This is a genomic window from Campylobacter portucalensis (assembly GCF_009690845.1).
GTDB lineage: Bacteria > Campylobacterota > Campylobacteria > Campylobacterales > Campylobacteraceae > Campylobacter_B > Campylobacter_B portucalensis.
Genome location: NZ_VWSJ01000004.1, coordinates 53,240 through 75,672 on the forward strand (window position 1 = coordinate 53,240; position 22,433 = coordinate 75,672).

Consider the following 22,433-nt stretch of genomic DNA (forward strand, 5'->3'; position numbering starts at 1 on the left):
AAATTAAGTGCTATTTTATCAAAATTTACTTATTTAAGGCTTTAAAATATCGATTGTGTCAAAATTTGTATAATTTACAAACGCTCCATCTTTTACCTTTACATTGCCCCTTTTTGTAAAATCCACAAGATACTTGCCGCTTTGTTTTACGCTAAAATTTACACAAATTTTTGCTGCTAAAAATATGGTATCTATATCTAAATTTTGTTTATTCGTTTTTACGATAACGTGCGATGACGGGCGGTCTTTTAAATGAAACCAAAAATCATCTTTTTTTGAATTTTTAAGTAAAAATATATTTGCTTTTTCATTCTTGCCAACTGAAATCTTAAAATCCCTAATATAAAAATTTTCAACCCCATTTACTGTTTTATCGCCATTATTTTTTTTATTTTTTTTAGGAAGTAAGATATTTATCTCATTGATAGAATTTGATGATTTTATAAGCTCTTTTAAATTTACATAAAAGTTCATCTTGTCCTCTAAAATCTCTTTTTCAAATTTGATTCCATTTGCTTTTTGCTTTAGTTTTTTACTTTCTTCAAAAGCCATCTTTGCTTCAAATTTTGGGTTAAAATTTAGATTAAATTTAATACTATTTCCATCAAAATCAAATAGTGTAAAATCTCTATCCCAGTCATTTAGAGAGTGTAAATTTGCAGTCAAAATCATACCTTTTTGATTTGAAATTTCACTTTTTTTAAGTAAATCGCTCTCTTTTTCAAGAGAATTTATATTTTGATAAATATTTTCTATTTTTTTATCAAGGGCTAAAATTTTGCTATTTTTAACTAAATTTAATCTCTCTAAATTTATCTTTTGAAACTCGTTTTTTAGGTAATTTACAACATCATCAATATCTTTAGATGGTTTTTCTTTTATCGAGATTGGTTGTAGGTGAGTTAAAATTTTTCCGACTTTTATTAAGCGGGCTGAATTTTCATAATGACTCAAAGCTTCTAAAATAGTATCATTTTCATCGGTTAAAATTATATTTGTAAAACGCCCTGTAAATTCAAAATATAAATTTGTGATAAAATTTTTATAGCTACCTTTTTTAATACATCTTAAATGCAAAATCCGATTTGATTCTAAAATTTCACAAATTTCAATAAAGCTAGAATTTAATCTTTTTGACATAACAACATCAAAAGGGGCTTTATAAATTTTACTCTCTAAAAAATCATCGCTTATATAAATTGAAGAATTTGTTTTGTCCATATCAAAAAATATTTTGGTTTTGTTATCAAATTCTATTAAAATAATGCGATCATCAACTCTTTTAATATTGGCAATTTTTTTGAAATTTTTTAAAAAATTTCCTATTTGAACTAAAATTTTATATTTCATATCTTAATTTTAGCAAATTTTAGATAAAATTGTAATATTTTTTTTAAAAATAGGGTAAATATGAAACAGACAATAACAGAAAAAATTTTTAGTGAACATGTAAAAAAAGAGGTTTTTGCAGGACAGATTGCTGAAAGCAAGATTGATATGATTATAGGAAATGATATAACAACGCCGATTTCAATTAAAGCTTTTAGAGATAGCGGTGCTAAGAAGCTTGCAAATCCTGATGGTTTTGCTATCGTGATGGATCACTATATTCCAGCAAAAGACATAATGAGTGCAAATCAAGCAAAAATTTCAAGAGATTTTGCTTATGAGCATAATTTAAAAAATTTTTTTGATGAGAAAGATATGGGGATTGAGCATGCACTTTTGCCTGAAAAAGGTCTTGTAATTCCTGGAGATGTAATAATAGGGGCTGATTCTCACACCTGTACCCACGGGGCTTTAGGAGCATTTTCAACAGGTATGGGAAGTACAGATTTAGCTTATGCAATGATAACTGGAAAGAATTGGTTTAAAATCCCTCAAACTATAAAGGTAGTTTTTAAAGGCAAGCCAGGCAAGCATATTTATGGAAAAGATTTAATTTTGGAAGTTATTAGGATGATTGGAGTTGATGGAGCACTTTATAAGGCTTTAGAATTTACAGGAGAAAGCATATCTTATTTAGGAATGGATGATAGATTTAGCCTTTGCAATATGGCGATTGAAGCTGGTGCAAAAAGCGGTATAATTGCAGTAGATGAGGTAACAAAAGAATTTTTAAATTCAAAAAAATTAAGAGATAAGCCTAAATTTCATTACTCAGATGATGGAGCAAATTATGATAAAATTTTAGAAATAGATATTTCCAAACTAGATCCAGTGGTTGCTTATCCTTTTTTACCTAGCAACGCTAAGAATATAAGAGAGGCGGTAAAAGATGATATAAAAATAGATCAAGCTTTTATAGGTAGTTGCACAAATGGGAGATTGAGCGATTTAAGAGTGGCGGCTGAAATTTTAAAAGGAAAAAGAGTTGCCAAAAGAACGAGGCTTATAATAACACCAGCTACGCAAAAAATATTTTTGCAAGCACAAAAAGAGGGGTTGATTGATATTTTTGTTGAGGCTGGAGCAGTTGTAAGTAATCCTACTTGTGGAGCGTGCTTAGGTGGATATATGGGAATTTTAGCTGATGGCGAGAGATGTATTTCTACAACAAATAGAAACTTTGTCGGTAGAATGGGAGCAAGAACTAGCGAGATTTACCTTGCAAACTCAGCTGTTGCGGCCGCTTCATCGATAACTGGAAAAATATCTGATCCAAGAGATTTATAGAGAATTTTGACGTGAAAAAATTTGAAATTTGTGTTATTTTAGGTGGTGGAAAAAGCTCTAGAATGGGGCGCGATAAAACTCTTTTGCCTTATAAAAATCATCCTAGTTTAACTCATTTTTTATTCGATAAGATGAGCAAGAATTTTCAAAATGTTTTTGTATGTGCAAAAGAGCAGAAATTTCAGCCAAATTTGCCTTTGATAAAGGATAAATTTATGGATTTTTCACCAATGCTAGCACTATATTCGGCTTTATCAAATTTTCAAAATAAAAATGTGTTTATTATCACCGCCGATTCGCCTTTTATAGAAATTTCTACAATAGAAATTTTAAATCAAAATTTGCAAGGATTTGATATTTGTGTGGCAAAAGATGATGAAAATTTACATAGTTTGTGCGGTTTTTATAACTCTAATTTATCAGACATTGCTAAAAATTTATATGAAAACAGCAATCATAAAATAGGGGCTTTATTTAAATTTGCTAAATTTAAAAGTATAAATTTTGATAATAAAGAGCAATTTTTAAATATAAATTATCCTAAAGATTATGAAAATTTAATAAAAAAAGGGCAGTAATGAAAAAAATTATTATTTTATCTATGGTTTGTGGGAGCTTTTTATTTGGTCAAACAAGGGATGAAATTTTAAAAAAAGCAACAGAATTTGAAAAAAATAAAGATTACAAAAATGCAATGATTTATTATAAAAAATTAGCAAATTTTGATAAATCTCTACATAATAGCATAAAAGAAAACTTTATTAATCAAAATAATAAGGGTGATAAAAATCTATCACAAAATAATGTTAAATTTCATTATGCGGATTTAAAAAATAATTCGAGTCAAATAAATAATAATATTTTAAAATCTAAAGATAAAATTTATCCAACCCTGCATCAAGAAAATTCACAATGGGTTTATCCTTATAAACTTAATTATTTGGGGTATTCTTATGATTTTAATGAAAAACAGAGCCGAAAAAAAGGTGAAATAAAATTTCAAATAAGCCTTCAAAAGCCAATACTTGAGAATATTTTAGGGCTTGATGAAACTTGGAGTGTAGCATATACGCAAAATTCATTTTGGCAAGTTTCTGTAAAATCATCACCATTTAAAACAAACAATTACGAGCCTGAAATTTTTGTTACAATTCCTAGTAATTTTTGGCTATTTGATTATTTTAAAATTAGTTTAAATCATCAATCAAATGGCAAAGATGGAGTGCAATCAAGAGGATGGAATAGGGCATATTTAGAAACTAGCTTTAAAATTTACAATCTTAGAATCACGCCTAGAATTTGGCACTCTTTCTTGTTTGATAAGCAAAATCAAGACATAATAAACTATATCGGTTATGGTGATTTAATGCTTGATTATAGCTTAGGAAAACACCATTTTAATGCACTTTTAAGAAATAATTTAAAATTCAACAAACACAACAAAGGTGCTTTTGAGTTGAGCTGGAATTTTCCATTATTTAATGATATTTATGGTTTTATTGGATATTTTACTGGATATGGTGAAAATTTGGAGAATTATAACAAGCATAGTGATAAGATAGTGTTAGGAGTATCAATTGGCAGATATTAAGAGGGGATTGAAATATTTGCAGTTAATAATTTCAATCTTTTGATTGTAAATTTAAGGTAGATTTGTAGCAAGATTTTGCATTAATTAGATGGATAAATTTAATATTTGAGAGTTAATTGTATAGATAAATTTAGCTGTTTTTAGAATTTTATTTTTGAATTTTAAGAAACATATGCTAATTCTTTGAATCATTTATGGCTAGCTTAATAGCTAAATTTTGCTTTAAATAAGTGTAAATTTAAATTCTATCTTGTATGATATAAAAAATTTCTTAGCAACAAATATCCAATATTATAAGAAGAAGTGATTTGCTGAAGTTAGCCATAAAGCTAGATTTGATATGGCAAATACGTAAAAGCATAATTGAAGGAATTTTTTTGTGGATAGAATAATTAAGATAAATATAAAAATTTTTGAATTATTTTGAGATAATAAAACCTTCAAATTGAATGTAAAAAATAATGAGAGCTTTGATGCTAAAAAGTGTTGTGGAATAAGTGGTGGCAAGTTTATATTTTAGGGAAAAATAGCCAAAACTGCTTTTACTGATTTTAGGCGGATGTATTGACTTAAAAGCCTTAAAATTTACTAAGATGCGAAAATTTATAGTAGATTTGCTAAGCCAATTATAGTAAAATAACATATCTAACGAGATCGAATTTTAGACTTATGCTAAACATATACTAGTTGATTTTAAGAACTTTTAGCTAATTATTATTTTATTTAAAAACAAGTTTAGATATAAAAATTAATAAAAAATCGGTAAGAAAAATTTTTTAAGCTAAAAAAATTTAAATACACGCAAATTTCAAGATCAGAAAAGACTTGAAGCCTTTTCTGGAGTTATTGTTAATTTTTAACTATTATATTTACTCTTCTATTTGGTGCTAGACACTCAATTAATTCTTGTTTTTTAAGCTTTTTATCGCACTCTTTTACAGGTTCACTCTCGCCAACTCCATAAAATAAAATTATTGTTTCATCAAAACCATTCTTTGTAAATTCATCTTTTACACTTTTTGCTCTATCAAAAGATAAGACTAAATTTGAAGATTCTTTGCCAATCATATCTGTATGTCCAACTATTTTTATGGTTTTTGCTTTTTTAGAATTTATTTGAGATATGATGTTATTAATCTCTTTTACTCCATCTTGTTTTAAGGTTGATTTTGCAAAATCAAATAAAATATCGTTTGAGATAGTGAAATTTTGAGTATTTACTAAATCTTGACAGCTTTGTGGCTCATAAAAGAAACTTCGAGCTTTATATTTGTTATCAAAAATGATTTTAAATTGACATATTTTATCTTCTTCTTTGGCTGCTTGTTTTAGATTAAAAAGATAATCCCATTCAATAACACCATATAGTCCTTCATCAAAATGTGGATGATCTATTAAGCTTTTTATCTCATCTTTAGACATTCCAGCTTCTATTTTTCTTAAATTTTCTAAGCTAGGATAAGTTGGACCATTTCTAGAAATATCTTTTGGATCTGGAAATTTAACTTCATCTCTTGACACTATCCCGTCTTTTGGAATTCTATCGCTTACTTTGTAAGAACATCCACTAACAGCTAATAAAGTCAAGCTAAAAGCTAGTAATTTTAAACATTTTTTCATATTTTTCCTTTTTTCGAATTTATGTTTTGATATATTTTTGAATTTTTGCGATACATTGGTTGAATTTGATTTATATAAACTAGACTATTTTTTATGTTTGATATTTCATAATTATTTTTTGTTCCAAAAGATGTTACTGACTCATTTTTTAACTTAAATAGTTTTACATTTTTAGGAAGAGATTTTTCAAGACCTTTTTTCTGAAAAGTCTCATAGCTTCTATCGCCATATTCTCCATCTAATTTATCATCTTCCATTATAAAAAGATATAGAGTTTTTGTAGTTTTTGCTAATGAATTTAGATGTTTTTCAAGCAGATCTATACGAGGCATTATAAGTAAAATTTCATCTGAATTTATAAGTGGTTTATTCTCATAATTTTTAAAATCTTTATATATTTTATAGCCCGTTTGAGATAATTCTAACAAAATATCTGCTTCAATCCTATCAGCTTCTCCAATAAGCGGAGTTGGAAGATTTGTTTCCATCATAAAACCAGCACGAAAAGTCTCTTTTAGAAAATCTATATTGCTAGATGCAAAAATAGACATTTTTAAAGCAAATAAAACAAAAAAAGTTGATATCAAAAATTTAAACACACTTTGCCTTTATATAAATTTAGCCCACTATTATATCATAATTTTTATTAGTTAATGTAAAATTAAAACATAAAATTTATCATTAAACTCTTAAAAAAATATCAAAACTAAAATTTAAAGCAATATCTTCATTAAAAAATTCCACTCTATAAATCATATCGTGAATGCAGTTACTAAAAATAACAATCCCTTCATAATTGCCATTTTGGTATGAAAAATCCACGTTAATCTCGCCCATATACATATTTGTGCCTTTAATTTTTGCTTTTAAATTTAAATTTGGAGTTAAACCTGAAATCTTTAATAAAGTCTGATTCATAGCGCGAAGTGGTTTTGGTGTAAGAGATACATTGATTAAAGCTCCTTGATAATTATACACACAATCTTCTATACTTAAATGGCATTTTAAATTTAATTCAGGCAAGGTGGATGGAGTTTTATCAAAGGTATTATAAATTTTCCAACCCGCAAAAATAGCTACAATAAATAAAAAACTAACTATTTTTTTCATATCTCAATATCTAGTTCTATTCCGATTGGACAGTGATCGCTTCCATAAATTTCATCCAATATAAAGGCATCTTTTAGATGGGGTTTTAAATTTTCACTAATAAAAAAATAATCTATCCGCCAACCTATATTTTTCACTCTAGCATTAAATCTATAGCTCCACCACGAGTATTTTTCTAAATTTGGATATAAATATCTAAAAGTATCTATAAAACCACTTTCTAAAAGCTTACTTATCCACTCTCTTTCGCAATCTAAAAATCCACTTCTTTTGCTATTTGCTTTTGGATTTGTAAGATCTATTGGCATATGTGCTGTATTGACATCGCCACAAATTATGATTTTTTTATCCTCTTTTTGTAAATTTTTTATATAAGATAAGAAAGAATCGTAAAATTTCATCTTATAATCAAGCCTATCATCGCCATTTTGACCATTTGGAAAGTATATATTAAATAAAACTATATCATTAAAACGATGTTCTAAAACCCTTCCTTCATCATCGCTAAAAAACATAGATTTCATACAAGTTGTTTGAAAATTTACCAAACTCATTACGCCTGAATATCCCGCCTTTTTTGCTTGATTTATGTTTATTTCTTTAAAAGGAAGTTCATAAATTTCAGATGGAATTTGATCGCTATTTGCCTTAATCTCTTGAAGTGCTAAAAAATCAGGATTAAATTCTTCTATCCATAAAAATGCATCCTTATTAACTGCTGCTCTTATACCATTAACATTCCACGAAATAAATTTCAAATTTAATCCTTTTTTTGACTTTATTATATAAAATTTTTAATTAAAATATCTTTTAATTTTTTGGTAAATTTATAAATATTTAGCTAAAATATGGCTTTAAAATTTTAAAAGGAAATTATATGCAAAAATTAGGCTTTGTTTTTGGTGGTTTATTTTTGTTATCGTGTGTATATTTTTTTATGTGGGGTTATGAATTTATCGGTAGTGCAAATAAAATTCTTTTTACTTTAGCCGCAATTTTTGGTATTTTTATGGCTTTTAATATCGGTGGAAATGATGTTGCAAATTCATTTGGTACAAGTGTTGGTGCTAAAACTTTAACCTTAACTCAAGCTCTTTGTGTGGCCGCTATTTTTGAGGTAAGTGGTGCAGTTTTAGCGGGCGGAGAAGTAACATCAACAATCAGAAATGGCATAATTGATTTAAGTAAGATAAACGTATCTTCAAATGATTTTATTTTTATAATGACAAGTTCTTTAATGGCTGCTTCTATTTGGCTTTTTGTGGCTACTAAAAAAGGATGGCCAGTCTCTACAACTCACGCCATAATAGGAGCAATAGTTGGTTCTGGCATAACTCTTGGTTTTATAATAGACAATCCTACTATCTCTCCTTTTTCTTTAGTTAAATGGTCAAAAATAGGATCTATAGCATTTTCTTGGGTATTATCTCCTTTACTTGGTGGAATTTGTTCTTATATAATTTATAGGGCCATTAAAAAATATATACTAAACTACAACGCAATAGCTGAACTTAAAATAGAAAAAATAAAAAAGAGAAAGAAGAAACTCAAAAAAGAGCATAAAAAAATTTATGATGAACTAGATGAGTCGGGTAAATTGAAACTCAATGAAGCTATGAATCGCGATATATACACAATGAAAGATCCAAATTTTAATGTTGATGAGTTAGACAGTGAATATTTTATTGAAATGTGCAAACTAGATAAACAAAAAGATGAGCTTAAATCGCATCACGCTCTTGAATTTGGTGTTCCTTTAATAGCTGCAGTTGGAGTTGGTCTTGTAAGCAGTATGCTTATATTTAAAGGGCTAAAAAATTTGGATTTAGGATTAAGTATTTTACATAATTTTTTAATTATAGCGATGATAAGTTCTATAACGTGGTTTAGTGTTTTTATATTTGCTAAAACTCAAAGAAGAAGTGATTTATCAAAATCTACATTTTTAATGTTTTCTTGGTTGCAAGTTTTTACAGCTTGCGGTTTTGCTTTTTCTCATGGTTCAAATGATATTGCAAATGCAGTTGGACCTTTTGCTGCTGTTATCGATACATTAGCTACAAATAGTGTAAATAAAGAGACGTTAATATCTCCTGTTGTTATGGTAACTTTTGCTATTTCTTTGATAGCTGGGCTTTGGTTTATTGGAAAAGAGGTTATTCAAACGGTTGGTTCAAATTTGACTAAAATTCACCCTGCTTCTGGCTTTAGTGCTGAATTATCTGCTGCAAGTATAGTGATGATGGCTTCTATTTTAGGTCTTCCTGTATCATCTACGCATATTTTAATTGGTGCTGTTTTGGGTATAGGGATAGTAAATAGCGATACTAACTGGAAATTAATGAAGCCTATAGCTTTAGCTTGGATTATAACTTTGCCAGTTGCAGCTTTGATAAGCTCTATTTCATTTTTGATTATAAGGGCTATTTTTTAATTTATTTTATAAATAAATTTTTAAAAAATTTGCATATTAAAATGTTAAATTTAAAAAGCTTAATAAAATTAATCAGATTTTTTATTATCAGTTTTAATAGAATTTGATGTGAGTTTTCTATTTTAATATAACGCCAAAAACTAGTGCTTTTTAAAATAAATTTTTCTTAATCCTTTTAATTTGGCAATTCTAGTCTTATAATATCCCTAAAATTTTCAATTCTATAGCATTGTGCTTGATTTGGTGGCATAGAAGTAGTTTTGCATCATAAACTTTTAAGTATCAGAGTAAATTTAAGATCAAATTGCTACAAAAATCTAATTTTACGATTTGGTATTTACCATTCGCTTTAAAGGCTCAAATAAGGACCCGTTTTATATCTTCTTTTAGTTTTTTGCTTACAGTTACGAGTAAAACGCAGGAAACTTTAATGCTTGCACACAACTTTTTTATAAAAACAAGCAAGATTTTTATAAAATAGCTCTTTTATTTCGCCACTGAGTTTTAATTTGCAAAAAATTACTTTTTGTTAATTTTCACACTCTTTTAACTTTTAAATTTGAATTTTTTAAAATTTATCTTATTTTTTGAAATTTTACAAATTCTAGCAACCTTTATGACTTTCAAATAAAAATAAAAACTTCAATTTTTCACGAATTGAGTCTAAATTTTAGCGTTAAAATTTCATATCTAAATTTAAATATTAATTTTTAAATTTAGATATTAAGGCTTTTAAAATAAAAGTAAAATTATTCAGCTTTGTTGCTAAGCAGTATGGCTATTAATTTTGTTTTTGGATTCATATTTAAAGCTATTTGAATACTCATCGTAAGTGGCACTGCTAAAAATAATCCGCCAACTCCAAAAACAAATCCCCAAACCAATAAGCTTGCAAGCACAGAAATTACAGAAAGCCCAAGTCCATCTCCTAAAAATTTTGGCTCGACAATAGAGCCTATTATTGTATTTGGCACTAAATATATTAAAAACACCCATACAAAATCTACAAATCCACCACTCAAAAGAGTAACAAAAAGTGCTGGAATGGCTGCTACTACAGATCCTATCGTTGGAATATAATTTAATACAAAAGCAACCACACCCCAAAGAGTTGCATATGGAATTCCTAGCACACTAAGTCCAATACCAATAATTATGCCTGTTAGAGCCGATGATATGGTTTTTATAAGGAGGTATCTTTTTAGATTGTAAGCAAATTCGTGAACAAATTTACTGGTTTGAGGATTTTTTTGATCTATATAATTAATTTTTGCTTTCATAGTAACTGCTTCAAAGAGCATAAAAGCTACTAAAAGAACTATAAAAAATGACATAGATAAAAGTGTGCTTGTTTTTTTTAAAAAAGCACTTGTGGTAGAAAATATGCTATTTGGATCAAAACCTATTAAATTTGCATCGATATAAATAATGTCTTTTTTATTTATCGTATCAATTAAATTTTCAAAAAATACTTTAAATTTTTTTTGAAATTCTGGTAATTCAGCCGTAAAATCATAAATAGCGTTAAAAGTTATATTTCCTAACACACCCAAAATTCCAAAAAAACAAAAAATTACTATAAAAAATGAAGCAACTCTAGGAATTTTTAGTTTCTCTAGATAATCAATTAGCGGAGAAATGATAATTGCTATAAAAATAGCCAGCAAAAATGGCACAAAAATTCCGCTTGCAGCTTTAAGTCCTGCAAAAATAATCACAATACAAGCTAGGCAAATTAATGTTACATGAGTTTTCAAAAATATCCTTTATAAAAATGGTTATTTTATCTTTATTTTTATAAAATTTATATAAAATTGAGTGAAGTTATAAATTCTGCAAAAAAAAGAAAGACGCTAGATTAGAAATTTTGATTACATTGATCTAAGTATTAAACTTTTACAAATTTAATTAATAATCAATCAAATATCATTTTGGCAATAAATTTTTAATAAGCCATATGTAGGTATTGCAAATGTTTTGAGATCAAATATAAAATTTTATATTTAGAGATGCTTTAGCATTACTATATTTAAACTAATAAATTATTTTTAAAAAACTCTTATATAAAAATGATTTTTAATTCTAAATAATATAAACATAAAAAAATAGTTTAAATTATAAACAATAAAAATAATATTATAGGCAAAAATGAAGATGATATTTTAAAGGAGATTAGGGTAATATAGATATATTTATGACAATAAAGGTATTCTTTTAAAGAGCTTTTATGACCCCTATTTTAAATAATCTAAATTAGTTTTAAAATTTAATGACTTTGAAATTTAAAGCTTAACAAAATTTCCTCTTGTGATATAATTTTTTTATTTGATACTTTTCATAATGCTAAAACCAGTACTCTTAAATGCGAAATAAAATAATCTTGCTACTAAGTTTTGCACTCTTTTAGCATTAAATTTAAATTTGTTTAAAAATTTTATAGGTTTAAATTTCACAACACAATCTCAACAATCAGCCCTAAATTTAACAATATGATTTCAATAAGTTCAGCGGATTCAATAAACTAGCTCCAATAAATAAAGTTTTATAACTCTAAATTTATAAATTAACCTTGATAAGTTGTTGGAGCGAGAGTATGGGGTATTGTTTCTGTAAAAGCAAGATTATATTTAAGTAAAATATAGACATAAATTTTAGCTTTTGATGATAGTGGCTTAAAAAAGTTTTTTAATTATAAAACAACAAAAAGAAGAAATTTATAAGGCTTAGATAACTTAGTTTTAAATAATTTCAAAATAACTTAAAATATAAATTTAATATATGATAAAATAGTTTTGATATAGTTTTAACTAAGTGTTTGGGCTGGATAAATTTATAGACCTCTAAATTTAGAAGTCTATAATAACACGAAATTCTATCTAAAAGCTTTATTGATATCAATCGGTAAAGCCCTGTATCCAATGGTCGCACCTAGTCCTTTTAAGCGAATTTCAACCTTTACGTCATCGCTTCCATAAGCAATCTCATTTAAAATAGGCTCTGTTTCGCCAACTCCTATCATAAATTTACCAAGCCCAGCAGTAGCTGAGTAGATAAACATAGTGTCATATTGTGGCTGATACTCAACAACTGAAGTTATCGGACTATACCAATCAAATCCTCTTTGTTTGCCATATTCCCAAACTTGCTTAACAGTCATATTTTTTTCATCTACGATATATTCAACTGCACGACTATATTTCATATCAGGAAGTGCAGGCTGTTCCATCCCTCGACTATCACCATTATCAAAAACGCTTATATGTCTTAAATGAGATTTTGATTTTTCAGGAATCACATAAGCAGTGTGTTGTGTCCAGACAAAATCAAATCCACCCTTTTCATTTAAGTATCCAGGGCATTTTGAGCCATTTACTTCGCATTTTATTTTTTTACCATCTTTATCAATTGGCTTTAAAAGATATTTTTTAAATTCTTTACTCCATCCCTCAGGACTGCCTAAAATCCATTTGATTTTTTTATCTCTGCCAATTTTAACTACAGCACTTTGATGCCTAACTGATAAAATAATGCTATCATCGTAAGGATCATAATTTACACTATTTATATGAGCCCAGTTTCTACCAACCCCAACTCCTGCAACATCACCAAATGGCATTGAGGCATCTTCAAGATCTTCTTTTGAAACAGTTTGACCCGCTTTACTTGCATCAACATTTAAACAAACTGCACCTTGATCCATAGCTAAAATATTTACATCTCTATAAGGATCTAAAATATCATAAATTTTCCACTCATCTACAACTTTTCCACTCTCATCAACTTCAATAATAACATCTCTAACACTTCTTACATTTTTACCATCTTTTCTTTTTTCATCAGCTGATGCAACTCTTATTAAGTATGTTCCTTTTGGAGTTTGTTCTATATGGTGTGAAAAATCAATATATGATAAAGGCAAGCGGCGATTAAAAATTTCTCTACCCATTAAATCATATTTCATATATCTTTGACCCATTCCCCAAATCAAAGCCCCATCATCAGTTTGTTGAAATCCCATCATATTTCCTTTTTCATAGATATTTGATGGATCTCTTATTTCATCAGCTTTCATATACCACCTAATATCGCCATTTGCATCTATAATCCAGTTATATGGCTCGTTGTCCCACTCCATAGCACCGCCAACAGGATGATTCCATACAGCTTGACCTGAATTTGGAGTTGAGGCTCTAATGATGTGATTTAGAAGATATAATCTATCTTTAAATTTATTATCCATTTTGATAACTTCTGCTTTTGGTAGCGTGGATATTTGATTATTTCCAGGACCTGGCATATAAACAGCTGGAGCGTAAATTTTATAAGTTTCATTCATAGCTTTGCCATCTCTTTTATAGCTAACCTCAACTATATTTTGATACTCTGGATAAAGTCCCCAAATAGGAATTCCTCCGTGAAGCCTTATTTGATTATTTGATGGATTATAATTTATATCAATTCCACCATTATCTTTGCCTTTGACGCTTACTTTTACATCTGTAACATCATATCCACCATTTAAAATAACTGCAGTTAAGGGAGCCACTTTATAAGGATTCATATAAATTGCACCAAGATTTCCTGCTGGTTTATAGCTAATTGGACCGCTTGCTCCACCAATTGCTAAAAGCTTAGTTACGCCAACGTTTAAAATCATACCTGCAACTAACACAGAGCCTAAAAACTTTTTCATAATTTTTCCTTTCGATATTTATATTAAATTTAGAGTGCTAAATTTGCACTCTAAATTTACTTCGTAAAAGCTTTTTCTAAGCTAATTGGCATCGCTTGATATCCAATACCAGTACCTGTAAATTTTATCTGAACGCTAGGTTCTTTTGCACCCCATTTAAATTCTAAAAGTTCAGGTGATGCATCGCCAATTGTAACACCTTTACTAATATCAATGTGCATTCCAGCAGTTGCAGAATACACCAATAAAGAGTCTTTATCATCGTGATATTCTGTTAAGCTAGTAACTGCACTAAACCAATCTCCGCCTCTTTCCTTGCCATATTCCCAAATTTGCTCTATTGTCATATTTTTTTGATCTATTTTATAAACAACAGCTCTTGAATATTTCATAGTTGGAATAGCAGGTTGTTCTAAGCCTCTTCCATCGCCGTTATCAAAAGCTGCTAAGTAAAGAATATCTTTATTTGTTTTACTATCTATAATAAATGCAGTGTGTTGAGTCCAAGTCCAGTCAAATCCGCCTTTATCATCTTCGTATCCAGGGCATTTTGAATATTCATCTTCACAAATGATTTTTTCTCCTTTACTATTAATAGGTTGTAAAAGCTTATCTTTAAATTTATCACTCCAACCTTTGTGAGCTCCAACTATCCATTTTACTTTTTTATCTCTACCGATCTTAATCATAGCACTTTGGTGGCGAGATGATATAACGATACTATCATCATTTGGATCATAATCAACCGAATTTACATGAGCCCAGTTTCTACCTGGTCCTGTTCCAACAATATCTCCAAATTTATCACTATCATCAAGTTTTGCCAACTCTTCTTGACTCATTGTTTGACCTGCTTTACTTGCATCTATATTTAAACAAACTGCACCTTGATCAAGAGTTAAAATAACATCTTTTCTGTAAGGATCTAAAATTTCATAAAGCCTCCAGTCATCAACCACATTTCCATCTTTATCAACTTCTACAATAGTATCACGAACGGTTCTGACATTTTTACCATCGGGGCGTTTTGTGTTTGATGAGCCAACTCTAAGTAGATAATTGCCATTTTGAGCGTTGTTTAATGAGTGAGAAAAGTCATTATATCCTAAAGGAAGTTGGCGATTAAAAATTTCTCGACCCATTAAATCATATTTAACATATCTTTGCCCAAAACCCCATGCTAAAGCACCATCAATATCTTGCCTAAAACCCATTTGAATGCCAGTTTTATACATATTTCCTGGATCTAATATTTTATCTGAGTCAAAATACCACCTAATTTCACCTTTTGTATCGACAATAAAAGCGTTTGAAGAATCATTCCACTCTAATGCTCCCCCTGATGGATTATTCCAAACTGCTTGAGAGCCTCTTCCAGGCATTTTACCAGGCACATTATTTATAAGATATAATCTATCAGAAAATTCTTTATCTACCTTTTTTACTTCTACGCTTTCAAAAGGCATACCTGTTTGCATCATAAGACCAGATGGTGTTAAGCCAACAGGACCTGTTGTGATTTGATATGTTTCTGTGATGGTTTCGTCTTTAGAGCCAACAGCTGATTTTGTATATGTAACTTCAACTTTATTTTTATACGCTGGATAAAGCCCAAATATCGGAATCCCTCCATATGTTTTTAAAACTTGATCATTTACTTTATAACTAATAATCTGCCCATCTTCTTTTGGTAAAATTTTAACAAAAACATTACTTAAAACGTATCCATTATTCATAATAATAGCAGTTAATGGGGCTAATCCATAAGGGTTTAGCTTAACAGCTCCTAATTTTCCTTGAATTTGCCAATCAATTTTAGCTCCACTTGGACCGCCGATTGCTAAAGCTTGCGTAGTGCCAACGCTTAAAATCATACCTGCAACTAATGCAGAACTAAGTATTTTTTTCATAGTTTCTCCTTTTAATTTAAGTGTCAAATTTGATACTTAAAGCATAAATTATTTACTTAAAGCTTTCTCAACGCTAAATGGCCACGCTTGATAGCCTGTTGTATCAAAAAGCTGAATTTCAACCGATGGCTCTTTTGCACCCCATTCAAACTCAACGATTGTTGGATTTGGCTCACTTAAAAACGCACCAGTTTTAAAATCAAAAACAGTTCCAGCTGTAGCAAAATATCCCATTATAGAATCTTTATCTCTTTGATATTCAGTTAGCGATGCAACTGGACTATAGAGTGAATTTTCTCTTTCTTTTCCCCATTCCCAAACTTGCTCAACGGTTTTTTTCTTTTGATCTATTTTATACACGACCATTCTGCTGTATTTCATTGATGGAATTGCGGGTTGCTCCATTCCTCTTCCATCGCCATTATCAAAAGCACTTACATAAATAATATCACCTTTGCTTTTTTCATCGATTTTAAATGCAGTGTGTTGTGTCCAAGTGAAATCAAAATTTGAATTCTCACAAACACCTTTTTCGTTACAATCTATCTTTTTACCTTTATTATCAACTGGCGTTAAAAGACTGTTTTTAAATTTATCACTCCATCCTTCACTTGCACCTAAAATCCATTTTACTTTTTTATCTCTACCAATTTTAATAATAGCACTTTGATGACGAGATGAGATTATTATACTATCATCAACTGGATCATAATCAACAGAATTTACGTGAGCCCAGTTTCTACCAGGTCCAGAGCCTAAAATATCACCAAAATGGTCATTATCATCAAGTTTTGCCAACTCTTCTTCGCTTATGGTTTGACCCGCTTTGCTTGCATCTATATTTAAACAAACTGCCCCTTGATCGAGAGATTTTAAAACGCTATCTCTATATGGATCTAAAATATCAAAAAGCCTCCACTCATCAACCACATTTCCATTCTCATCAACTTCAACGATAACATCTCTAACTGTTCTTACATACTTTCCATCTGCTCTTTTTAAATTTGAACTAGCAGCTCTTATAAAAAAGTGTCCATTATCTGCATCGTCCATTGAGTGAGAAAAGTCATTGTAATTTGAAGGTAGGCGGCGGTTAAAGCTTTTATGTCCTAAGATATCGTATTTTGCATATCTTTGACCATATCCAAAACTAAGCCTGCCATCATTATCATTTTGTTTAAAACCCATCATAACGCCAGCTTGATAGATTGTTTCAAGGTCGTAAATTTTACTTGGAAGCATATACCATCTAACTTCACCTGTTGTATCAATAATAAAATTTCTTGGATAATAATTCCATTCTAGTGCTCCACCTATTGGATTATTCCAAACAACTTTTGTGCCAATACCGCTTTTTTCAACGATATTATTTACAAAATATAGTCTATCTTTAAATTTAGGATCTAGCTTTTTAACCTCTGCTTTTGTGAAAAATGTACTTTTTTGCATATCGATGCCAGCTACTTCGTTATAAAGTGGAGCTGTAAAAATTTTATAAGTTTCGTTTATTTTTTCCTCTTTTTTGTTATGAACTCTTGTGTAGCTTACCTTAACTGTGTTTAAATAATCAGGATACAAACCAAAAATAGGAATGCCTCCATGAGTTAGTAAGTTTCTTTTGCTAACTGTGTATGCTATTTTTTGTCCATTTTCCTTTGGAACTATTTCAACACTTACATCTTTTAAAACATATCCACCATTTTTAATGATAGCTGTTAATGGTGCTATCCCATAAGGATTGACAACTGTTTCGCCGATTTGTCCTTGTTTGTGATAATTTACATTTGCACCACTAGCACCACCCATAGCAAATGCTGAATTTACGCCTACGCTTAAAAGCATACTAGTAACCAAAACCGAACTAAAAAGTTTTTTCATACTTTCTCCTTTTATAAATTTAACTAATTAAATTTAAGTGTCAAATTTGACACTTAAAATACGTTTGCTTACTCAAAAGCTAATTTATAATCAACAACCAAAGCTCTATATCCAATGATATTTCCATCAACCATTTTTATTTCAAGCTCTGGTGTAGTTGTGCCATATGCAAATTCATGTAAATACGGAGTAAGTTCTGCTTTTCTTTTTCTAAATGCAACCAAATCACCCATTCCAGCAGTTGCACTATAAACCATCATAGTATCAGTTTTAGGTTGATACTCAGTAACTGAAGTTATTGGACTATACCACTGTAAACCTCTTTCTTTACCAAATTCCCAAACTTGCTTAACAGTCATATTCTTTTCATCTATTTCATACTCAACTGCACGACTATATTTCATTGATACTAATGCAGGCTGTTCCATTCCGCGGCTATCTCCGTTATCAAACGTGCTAACTCTTCTTATATGACCATTTGATTTTTCAGGAATTACATAAGCAGTATGTTGTGTCCATGAGTAGTCAAATCCACCTTTATCATTTAAATATCCAGGGCATTTTGAGCCATTTGCTTCGCAAATTATTTCTTTACCATCTTTATCAATTGGCTTTAAAAGATATTTTTGAAATTCTTCGCTCCATCCTTCAGGACTTCCTAAAATCCATTTTATTTTTTTATCTCGAGTGATTTTAATCACTGCACTTTGGTGTCTTGATGAGATAATAATGCTATCATCGTAAGGATCGTAATTTACGCTATTTACATGTGCCCAGTTTCTACCAGGTCCAACTCCTGCAACATCTCCAAAAGGCATTGAGTTATCTTCAAGGTCTTCTTTTGAAACAGTTTGCCCTGCTTTACTTGCATCAATATTTAAGCAAACTGCACCTTGATCCATAGCTAAAATATTATTATCTCTATAAGGATCTAAAATATCTGATAATTTCCACTCATCAATAACATTTCCCTCTTTATCTAACTCGATAATAACATCTCTAACTGTTCTTACATTTTTACCATCTTTTCTTTTCATATCAGAATTTGCTACACGAAGAAGATATGTATCCTTAACTGTTTCTTCTGTATGATGAGAAAAGTCAATATAACTTCTTGGAAGCATTCTATCAAAAATTTTTCTACCCATTAAATCATATTTTTTATAAGTTTGACCTTGACCCCAAAGTAAATTTCCATCTTTTGTTTGATCAAAGCCCATTAAATTTCCCTTTTTTCGGATATCATAAGGATCTCTTAGTTTGCTTACATCAAGTTGCCATCTAATATCACCATTTGTATCAATCATCCAAACATAGCTTTCATAATCCCACTCTAAAGCTCCACCTACAGGGTGATTCCATACAACTTGACCAGCGTTTGGAAGAATTGAACTAAGATGATTCATTAAATATAAATTATTTTTTACTTTATCGCTAGCTGGAATGATAACTTCAGCTTTTGGAAGGAAAGTTTTTTGAGATGTGCCAGAACCGTAAGTGGTAATAGGCGGAGCGTAGATTGAGTATGTTTCATTCACTTTTTCAGATTTTTGATTTCCTGGCATAAATTTTGTATATATAACTTCTATTTTATTTATATAATCAGGATAGAGTCCAAAAATCGGAATTCCTCCGTGTTGCAAAATTTTAGAATTAGATACATTGTATTTTATATCTATACCTTTTTCGCCTTTACCTTTTACGAGAACACTAACATTTTCAAGATGATATCCGCCCGTTGTAATTATAGCAGTTAGTGGTGCAATCCCATAAGGATTCATTATAACAGCACCAATTTTTCCTACTGAATTATATGTTTTTGGACCACTTGCACCGCCTGCTGCAAATGTTGAATTTACTCCTACACTTAAAAGCAATCCTGCAACTAAAATTGAACTAAAAAACTTTTTCATACTTTCTCCTTTAAATTTACCTAATTAAATTTAAAGATTCAATTAGGTAAATTTGAGTGCCAAATTTGACACTCAAAGTATAAATTATTTACTTAAAGCCTTTTCAATACTAAATGGCCACGCTTGATAACCCATAGCATTTGTCATCTTGATTTCAATACTTGGCTCTTTTGCACCCCATTCAAATTCGTTAATGTGCGGACTTGGAAGACCTGTTGGATTTCCTGTTGCTATATCAAATTGCATACCAGCAACAGCAGAATAAACCATAACTGAATTTTTATCGGCTTGATATTCTGTTAAACTTGTAACCGAGCTATACCAATCAAACCCTCTATCTTTTCCGTACTCCCAAACTTGCTCAACTGTCTTTTTCTTTTGATCGATTTTATAAATTACAGCTCTTGAGTATTTCATAGTTGAGATTGCAGGTTGATCCATTCCGCGACTATCACCATTATCAAATGCACTTACATAAATAATATCACCTTTGCTTTTTTCATCGATTTTAAATGCAGTGTGTTGTGTCCAAGTGAAGTCAAATCCGCCTTTATCACTCTCAAATCCAGGGCAAATTGCACCATTTTCGCCACAAGAGATTTTTTTACCTTTGCTATCAACTGGTGTTAGTAATTTATCTTTAAATTTATCACCCCAACCAACAGGATTGCCTAAAATCCATTTAATTTTTTTATCTCTTCCTATTTTTATAATAGCATTTTGATGGCGACTTGAGATAATAATGCTATCATCTTCAGCATCGTGATCTACTGAATTTACGTGAGCCCAGTTTCTACCAGGTCCAGAGCCAACTATATCACCAAATTTATCATTTGTATCCATAGCAGCTAAATCATCTTCACTTAGAGTATGTCCGCCTGCTTTTGCATCGATATTTAAACAAACTGCACCTTGATCAAGTACTTTTAAAACATTATCTCTGTATGGATCTAAAATTTCATAAAGTCTCCAATCATCAACAACTTGACCATTTTTATCAACCTCAACAATCACATCTCTAACTGTTCTAACATTTTTGCCATCGTGTCTTTTTAAATTTGCATTTGCGACTCTTAAGAAGTAGTTTCCATTTGGACTATCATCCATTGAGTGTGAAAAATCAACATAACCAGCAGGAAGCTCTCTATTGAAAATTTCTCTACCTAAAATGTCGTATTTAACATATCTTTGACCATAACCCCAAGTTAAATCGCCATCATCATTTTGTTTAAAGCCCATCATAACGCCAGCATTGAAGGCTGATTTTAGATTATAAATTTTGCTTGGCTCTAAATACCATCTAATTTCGCCTGTTGTATCAATGATAAAAATTTGAGGATTATAGTTCCACTCTAAAGCCCCACCTGTTGGATTATTCCAAACGACTTTTGTACCCTTTCCTGTTTTTGGCTGGAAATTATTTACAAAATATAATCTATCTTTAAATTTATCAGTTGGTTTTTTGATAACTTCTATCTTATCAAAAAATACGCCCTTTTGACCTTTCATACCACTTACATCAGCAAAAACAGGAGCTGTATAAATTTCATAAACTTCTTTTACTTTTTCTTCTTTGCCTTTGTAAATTTTAGTATATTCAACCTCAACTTTATTTACATAATTAGGATAAAGTCCAAAAACAGGGATACCGCCATGAGTCTTAAGCTCTCCGTTTGCAACTTTATATTTTATCTCTTGACCATTTTCTTTTGGCACAATTCTTACACTTGCATTTTTAATGCTATATCCACCATCTTTAATAACAGCAGTTAAAGGTGCTATATCGTAAGGATTAACGACCAATTCACCTAATTGTCCCTGCACAGCATAATCAATCTTTGCACCACTTGCCCCGCCAATTGCCATAGCAGAAGTAACACCAACACTTAAAAGCATACCAGCAACTAAAACTGAACTTAAAATTTTATTCATTTTTTATCCTTATTATTTATTTTTGCAAAATTTTGTATAAAGCCAGCTACCCAACATAATAACAAGCAAAGCCAGCGATAAAACATAGGCTATCAAAGTGCATTGAGCCATATCCATAAATTTAGCCGATGGAATCAAATACCAACCATCTGCATAAAATTCAGTAAAGAATTTTTGGATAGCATCAAGCTCCACTCCTTCAGGAACGATAGGAGCGTCATATCCACAATCTCCAGTAGGTTTAAACCAATCAGGTGCCCACTCAGCTAAAGGAAGTCCAAAAGGAAAATTAGGATCGGTTGAGCATCCTTGCACACCAAAAGGATCATCTCCGTGAACTGCTTCATGAATTCCGTGCAATTTAACACTATACATTATGCCGATAATAGCACCATAAATTCCAAAAACATAACCAATAATTTTACAAACTACATTTTTAGGATTAATAATAGCAACTAATCCGCCAAGTGCCATAACAAGCATTGAAAATCTAATATAAACGCATTGTTCACACGGTAACATATAAAGATAGTTTTGAAAAAAACTATGAGCTAGAATAACTAGCCCAAGCATCGCAACTACCATTAAACCCCAAAGAAATCTCTGATCTTGCCACTTGCTAATTGCACATATTGGCGAACTTTTAAAGTCTTGACATATACTCATTTATATTTTC

Annotated in this window: 16 protein-coding genes; 4 read left to right on the plus strand and 12 right to left on the minus strand. The window is 30.0% G+C overall.

Going from position 1 to position 22,433, the window contains the following annotated elements; genetic code table 11:
* Positions 1-33: 33 nt before the first annotated feature.
* Complete coding sequence (locus tag F1B92_RS01755; protein ID WP_154570190.1) at positions 34-1,350, minus strand: NFACT family protein; 1,317 nt, start codon at positions 1,348-1,350, stop codon at positions 34-36.
* 60 nt (positions 1,351-1,410) lie between these two features.
* Between F1B92_RS01755 and leuC the strand changes: the two genes are divergently transcribed.
* Genes leuC through F1B92_RS01770 form a run of 3 tightly spaced genes read left to right on the plus strand, consistent with a single transcriptional unit; the run spans position 1,411 to position 4,267 of the window.
* A complete protein-coding gene (gene leuC, locus F1B92_RS01760; RefSeq protein WP_154570191.1) occupies positions 1,411-2,676 on the plus strand; it encodes a 3-isopropylmalate dehydratase large subunit in 1,266 nt (421 codons plus the stop codon).
* Positions 2,677-2,687: 11 nt separating this feature from the next.
* Positions 2,688-3,254, plus strand: coding sequence for an NTP transferase domain-containing protein (locus tag F1B92_RS01765; RefSeq protein ID WP_326833067.1), 567 nt, complete (start codon positions 2,688-2,690; stop codon positions 3,252-3,254).
* Positions 3,254-4,267, plus strand: a complete 1,014-nt coding sequence (locus F1B92_RS01770; RefSeq protein ID WP_154570192.1) for a phospholipase A — start codon at positions 3,254-3,256, stop codon at positions 4,265-4,267. Before F1B92_RS01765 ends, F1B92_RS01770 begins: the two co-directional genes overlap by 1 nt.
* Before the next feature lie 849 nt (positions 4,268-5,116).
* Here the strand turns inward: F1B92_RS01770 and F1B92_RS01775 are convergent.
* The 4 genes from F1B92_RS01775 to F1B92_RS01790 all read right to left on the minus strand — a co-directional run bounded on the left by F1B92_RS01775 (position 5,117) and on the right by F1B92_RS01790 (position 7,755).
* Positions 5,117-5,887 carry an OmpA family protein gene (locus tag F1B92_RS01775; RefSeq protein WP_154570193.1) on the minus strand — a complete coding sequence of 257 codons (771 nt, stop codon included), beginning with the start codon at positions 5,885-5,887 and terminating at the stop codon, positions 5,117-5,119.
* Complete coding sequence (locus F1B92_RS01780) at positions 5,884-6,486, minus strand: hypothetical protein (RefSeq protein ID WP_154570194.1); 603 nt, start codon at positions 6,484-6,486, stop codon at positions 5,884-5,886. Before F1B92_RS01780 ends, F1B92_RS01775 begins: the two co-directional genes overlap by 4 nt.
* Positions 6,487-6,568: 82 nt before the next feature.
* A complete protein-coding gene (locus F1B92_RS01785; RefSeq protein ID WP_154570195.1) occupies positions 6,569-6,997 on the minus strand; it encodes a hypothetical protein in 429 nt (142 codons plus the stop codon).
* Positions 6,994-7,755 (minus strand): exodeoxyribonuclease III, encoded by a 762-nt coding sequence (locus F1B92_RS01790; RefSeq protein WP_154570196.1) that lies wholly within the window; start codon positions 7,753-7,755, stop codon positions 6,994-6,996. The genes F1B92_RS01785 and F1B92_RS01790 overlap by 4 nt, the downstream gene beginning before the upstream one ends.
* 119 nt (positions 7,756-7,874) lie before the next feature.
* Here F1B92_RS01790 and F1B92_RS01795 point away from each other — a divergent pair, with 119 nt between their 5' ends.
* Positions 7,875-9,431, plus strand: coding sequence for an inorganic phosphate transporter (locus tag F1B92_RS01795; protein ID WP_154570197.1), 1,557 nt, complete (start codon positions 7,875-7,877; stop codon positions 9,429-9,431).
* Between the two features lie 749 nt (positions 9,432-10,180).
* Here F1B92_RS01795 and F1B92_RS01800 read toward each other — a convergent pair.
* The 7 genes from F1B92_RS01800 to dsbI form a co-directional block, all read right to left on the minus strand.
* On the minus strand, positions 10,181-11,188 hold the full coding sequence (locus F1B92_RS01800) for an AI-2E family transporter (protein ID WP_154570198.1): 1,008 nt from the start codon (positions 11,186-11,188) through the stop codon (positions 10,181-10,183).
* 1,115 nt (positions 11,189-12,303) lie between these two features.
* Positions 12,304-14,124: an aryl-sulfate sulfotransferase gene (locus tag F1B92_RS01805; protein ID WP_154570199.1), complete on the minus strand. Its 1,821-nt coding sequence runs from the start codon at positions 14,122-14,124 to the stop codon at positions 12,304-12,306.
* Positions 14,125-14,180: 56 nt separating this feature from the next.
* Positions 14,181-16,034: an aryl-sulfate sulfotransferase gene (locus F1B92_RS01810; protein ID WP_154570200.1), complete on the minus strand. Its 1,854-nt coding sequence runs from the start codon at positions 16,032-16,034 to the stop codon at positions 14,181-14,183.
* Between the two features lie 48 nt (positions 16,035-16,082).
* Positions 16,083-17,912 (minus strand): aryl-sulfate sulfotransferase, encoded by a 1,830-nt coding sequence (locus F1B92_RS01815; RefSeq protein ID WP_154570201.1) that lies wholly within the window; start codon positions 17,910-17,912, stop codon positions 16,083-16,085.
* Between the two features lie 68 nt (positions 17,913-17,980).
* Entirely contained in the window at positions 17,981-19,825 is a 1,845-nt protein-coding gene (locus F1B92_RS01820; RefSeq protein ID WP_154570202.1) for an aryl-sulfate sulfotransferase, read from the minus strand.
* 84 nt (positions 19,826-19,909) lie between these two features.
* Complete coding sequence (locus tag F1B92_RS01825; protein WP_154570203.1) at positions 19,910-21,757, minus strand: aryl-sulfate sulfotransferase; 1,848 nt, start codon at positions 21,755-21,757, stop codon at positions 19,910-19,912.
* 12 nt (positions 21,758-21,769) lie between these two features.
* A complete protein-coding gene (gene dsbI / locus F1B92_RS01830) occupies positions 21,770-22,423 on the minus strand; it encodes a protein-disulfide oxidoreductase DsbI (protein ID WP_154570204.1) in 654 nt (217 codons plus the stop codon).
* Between the last annotated feature and the right edge of the window lie 10 nt (positions 22,424-22,433).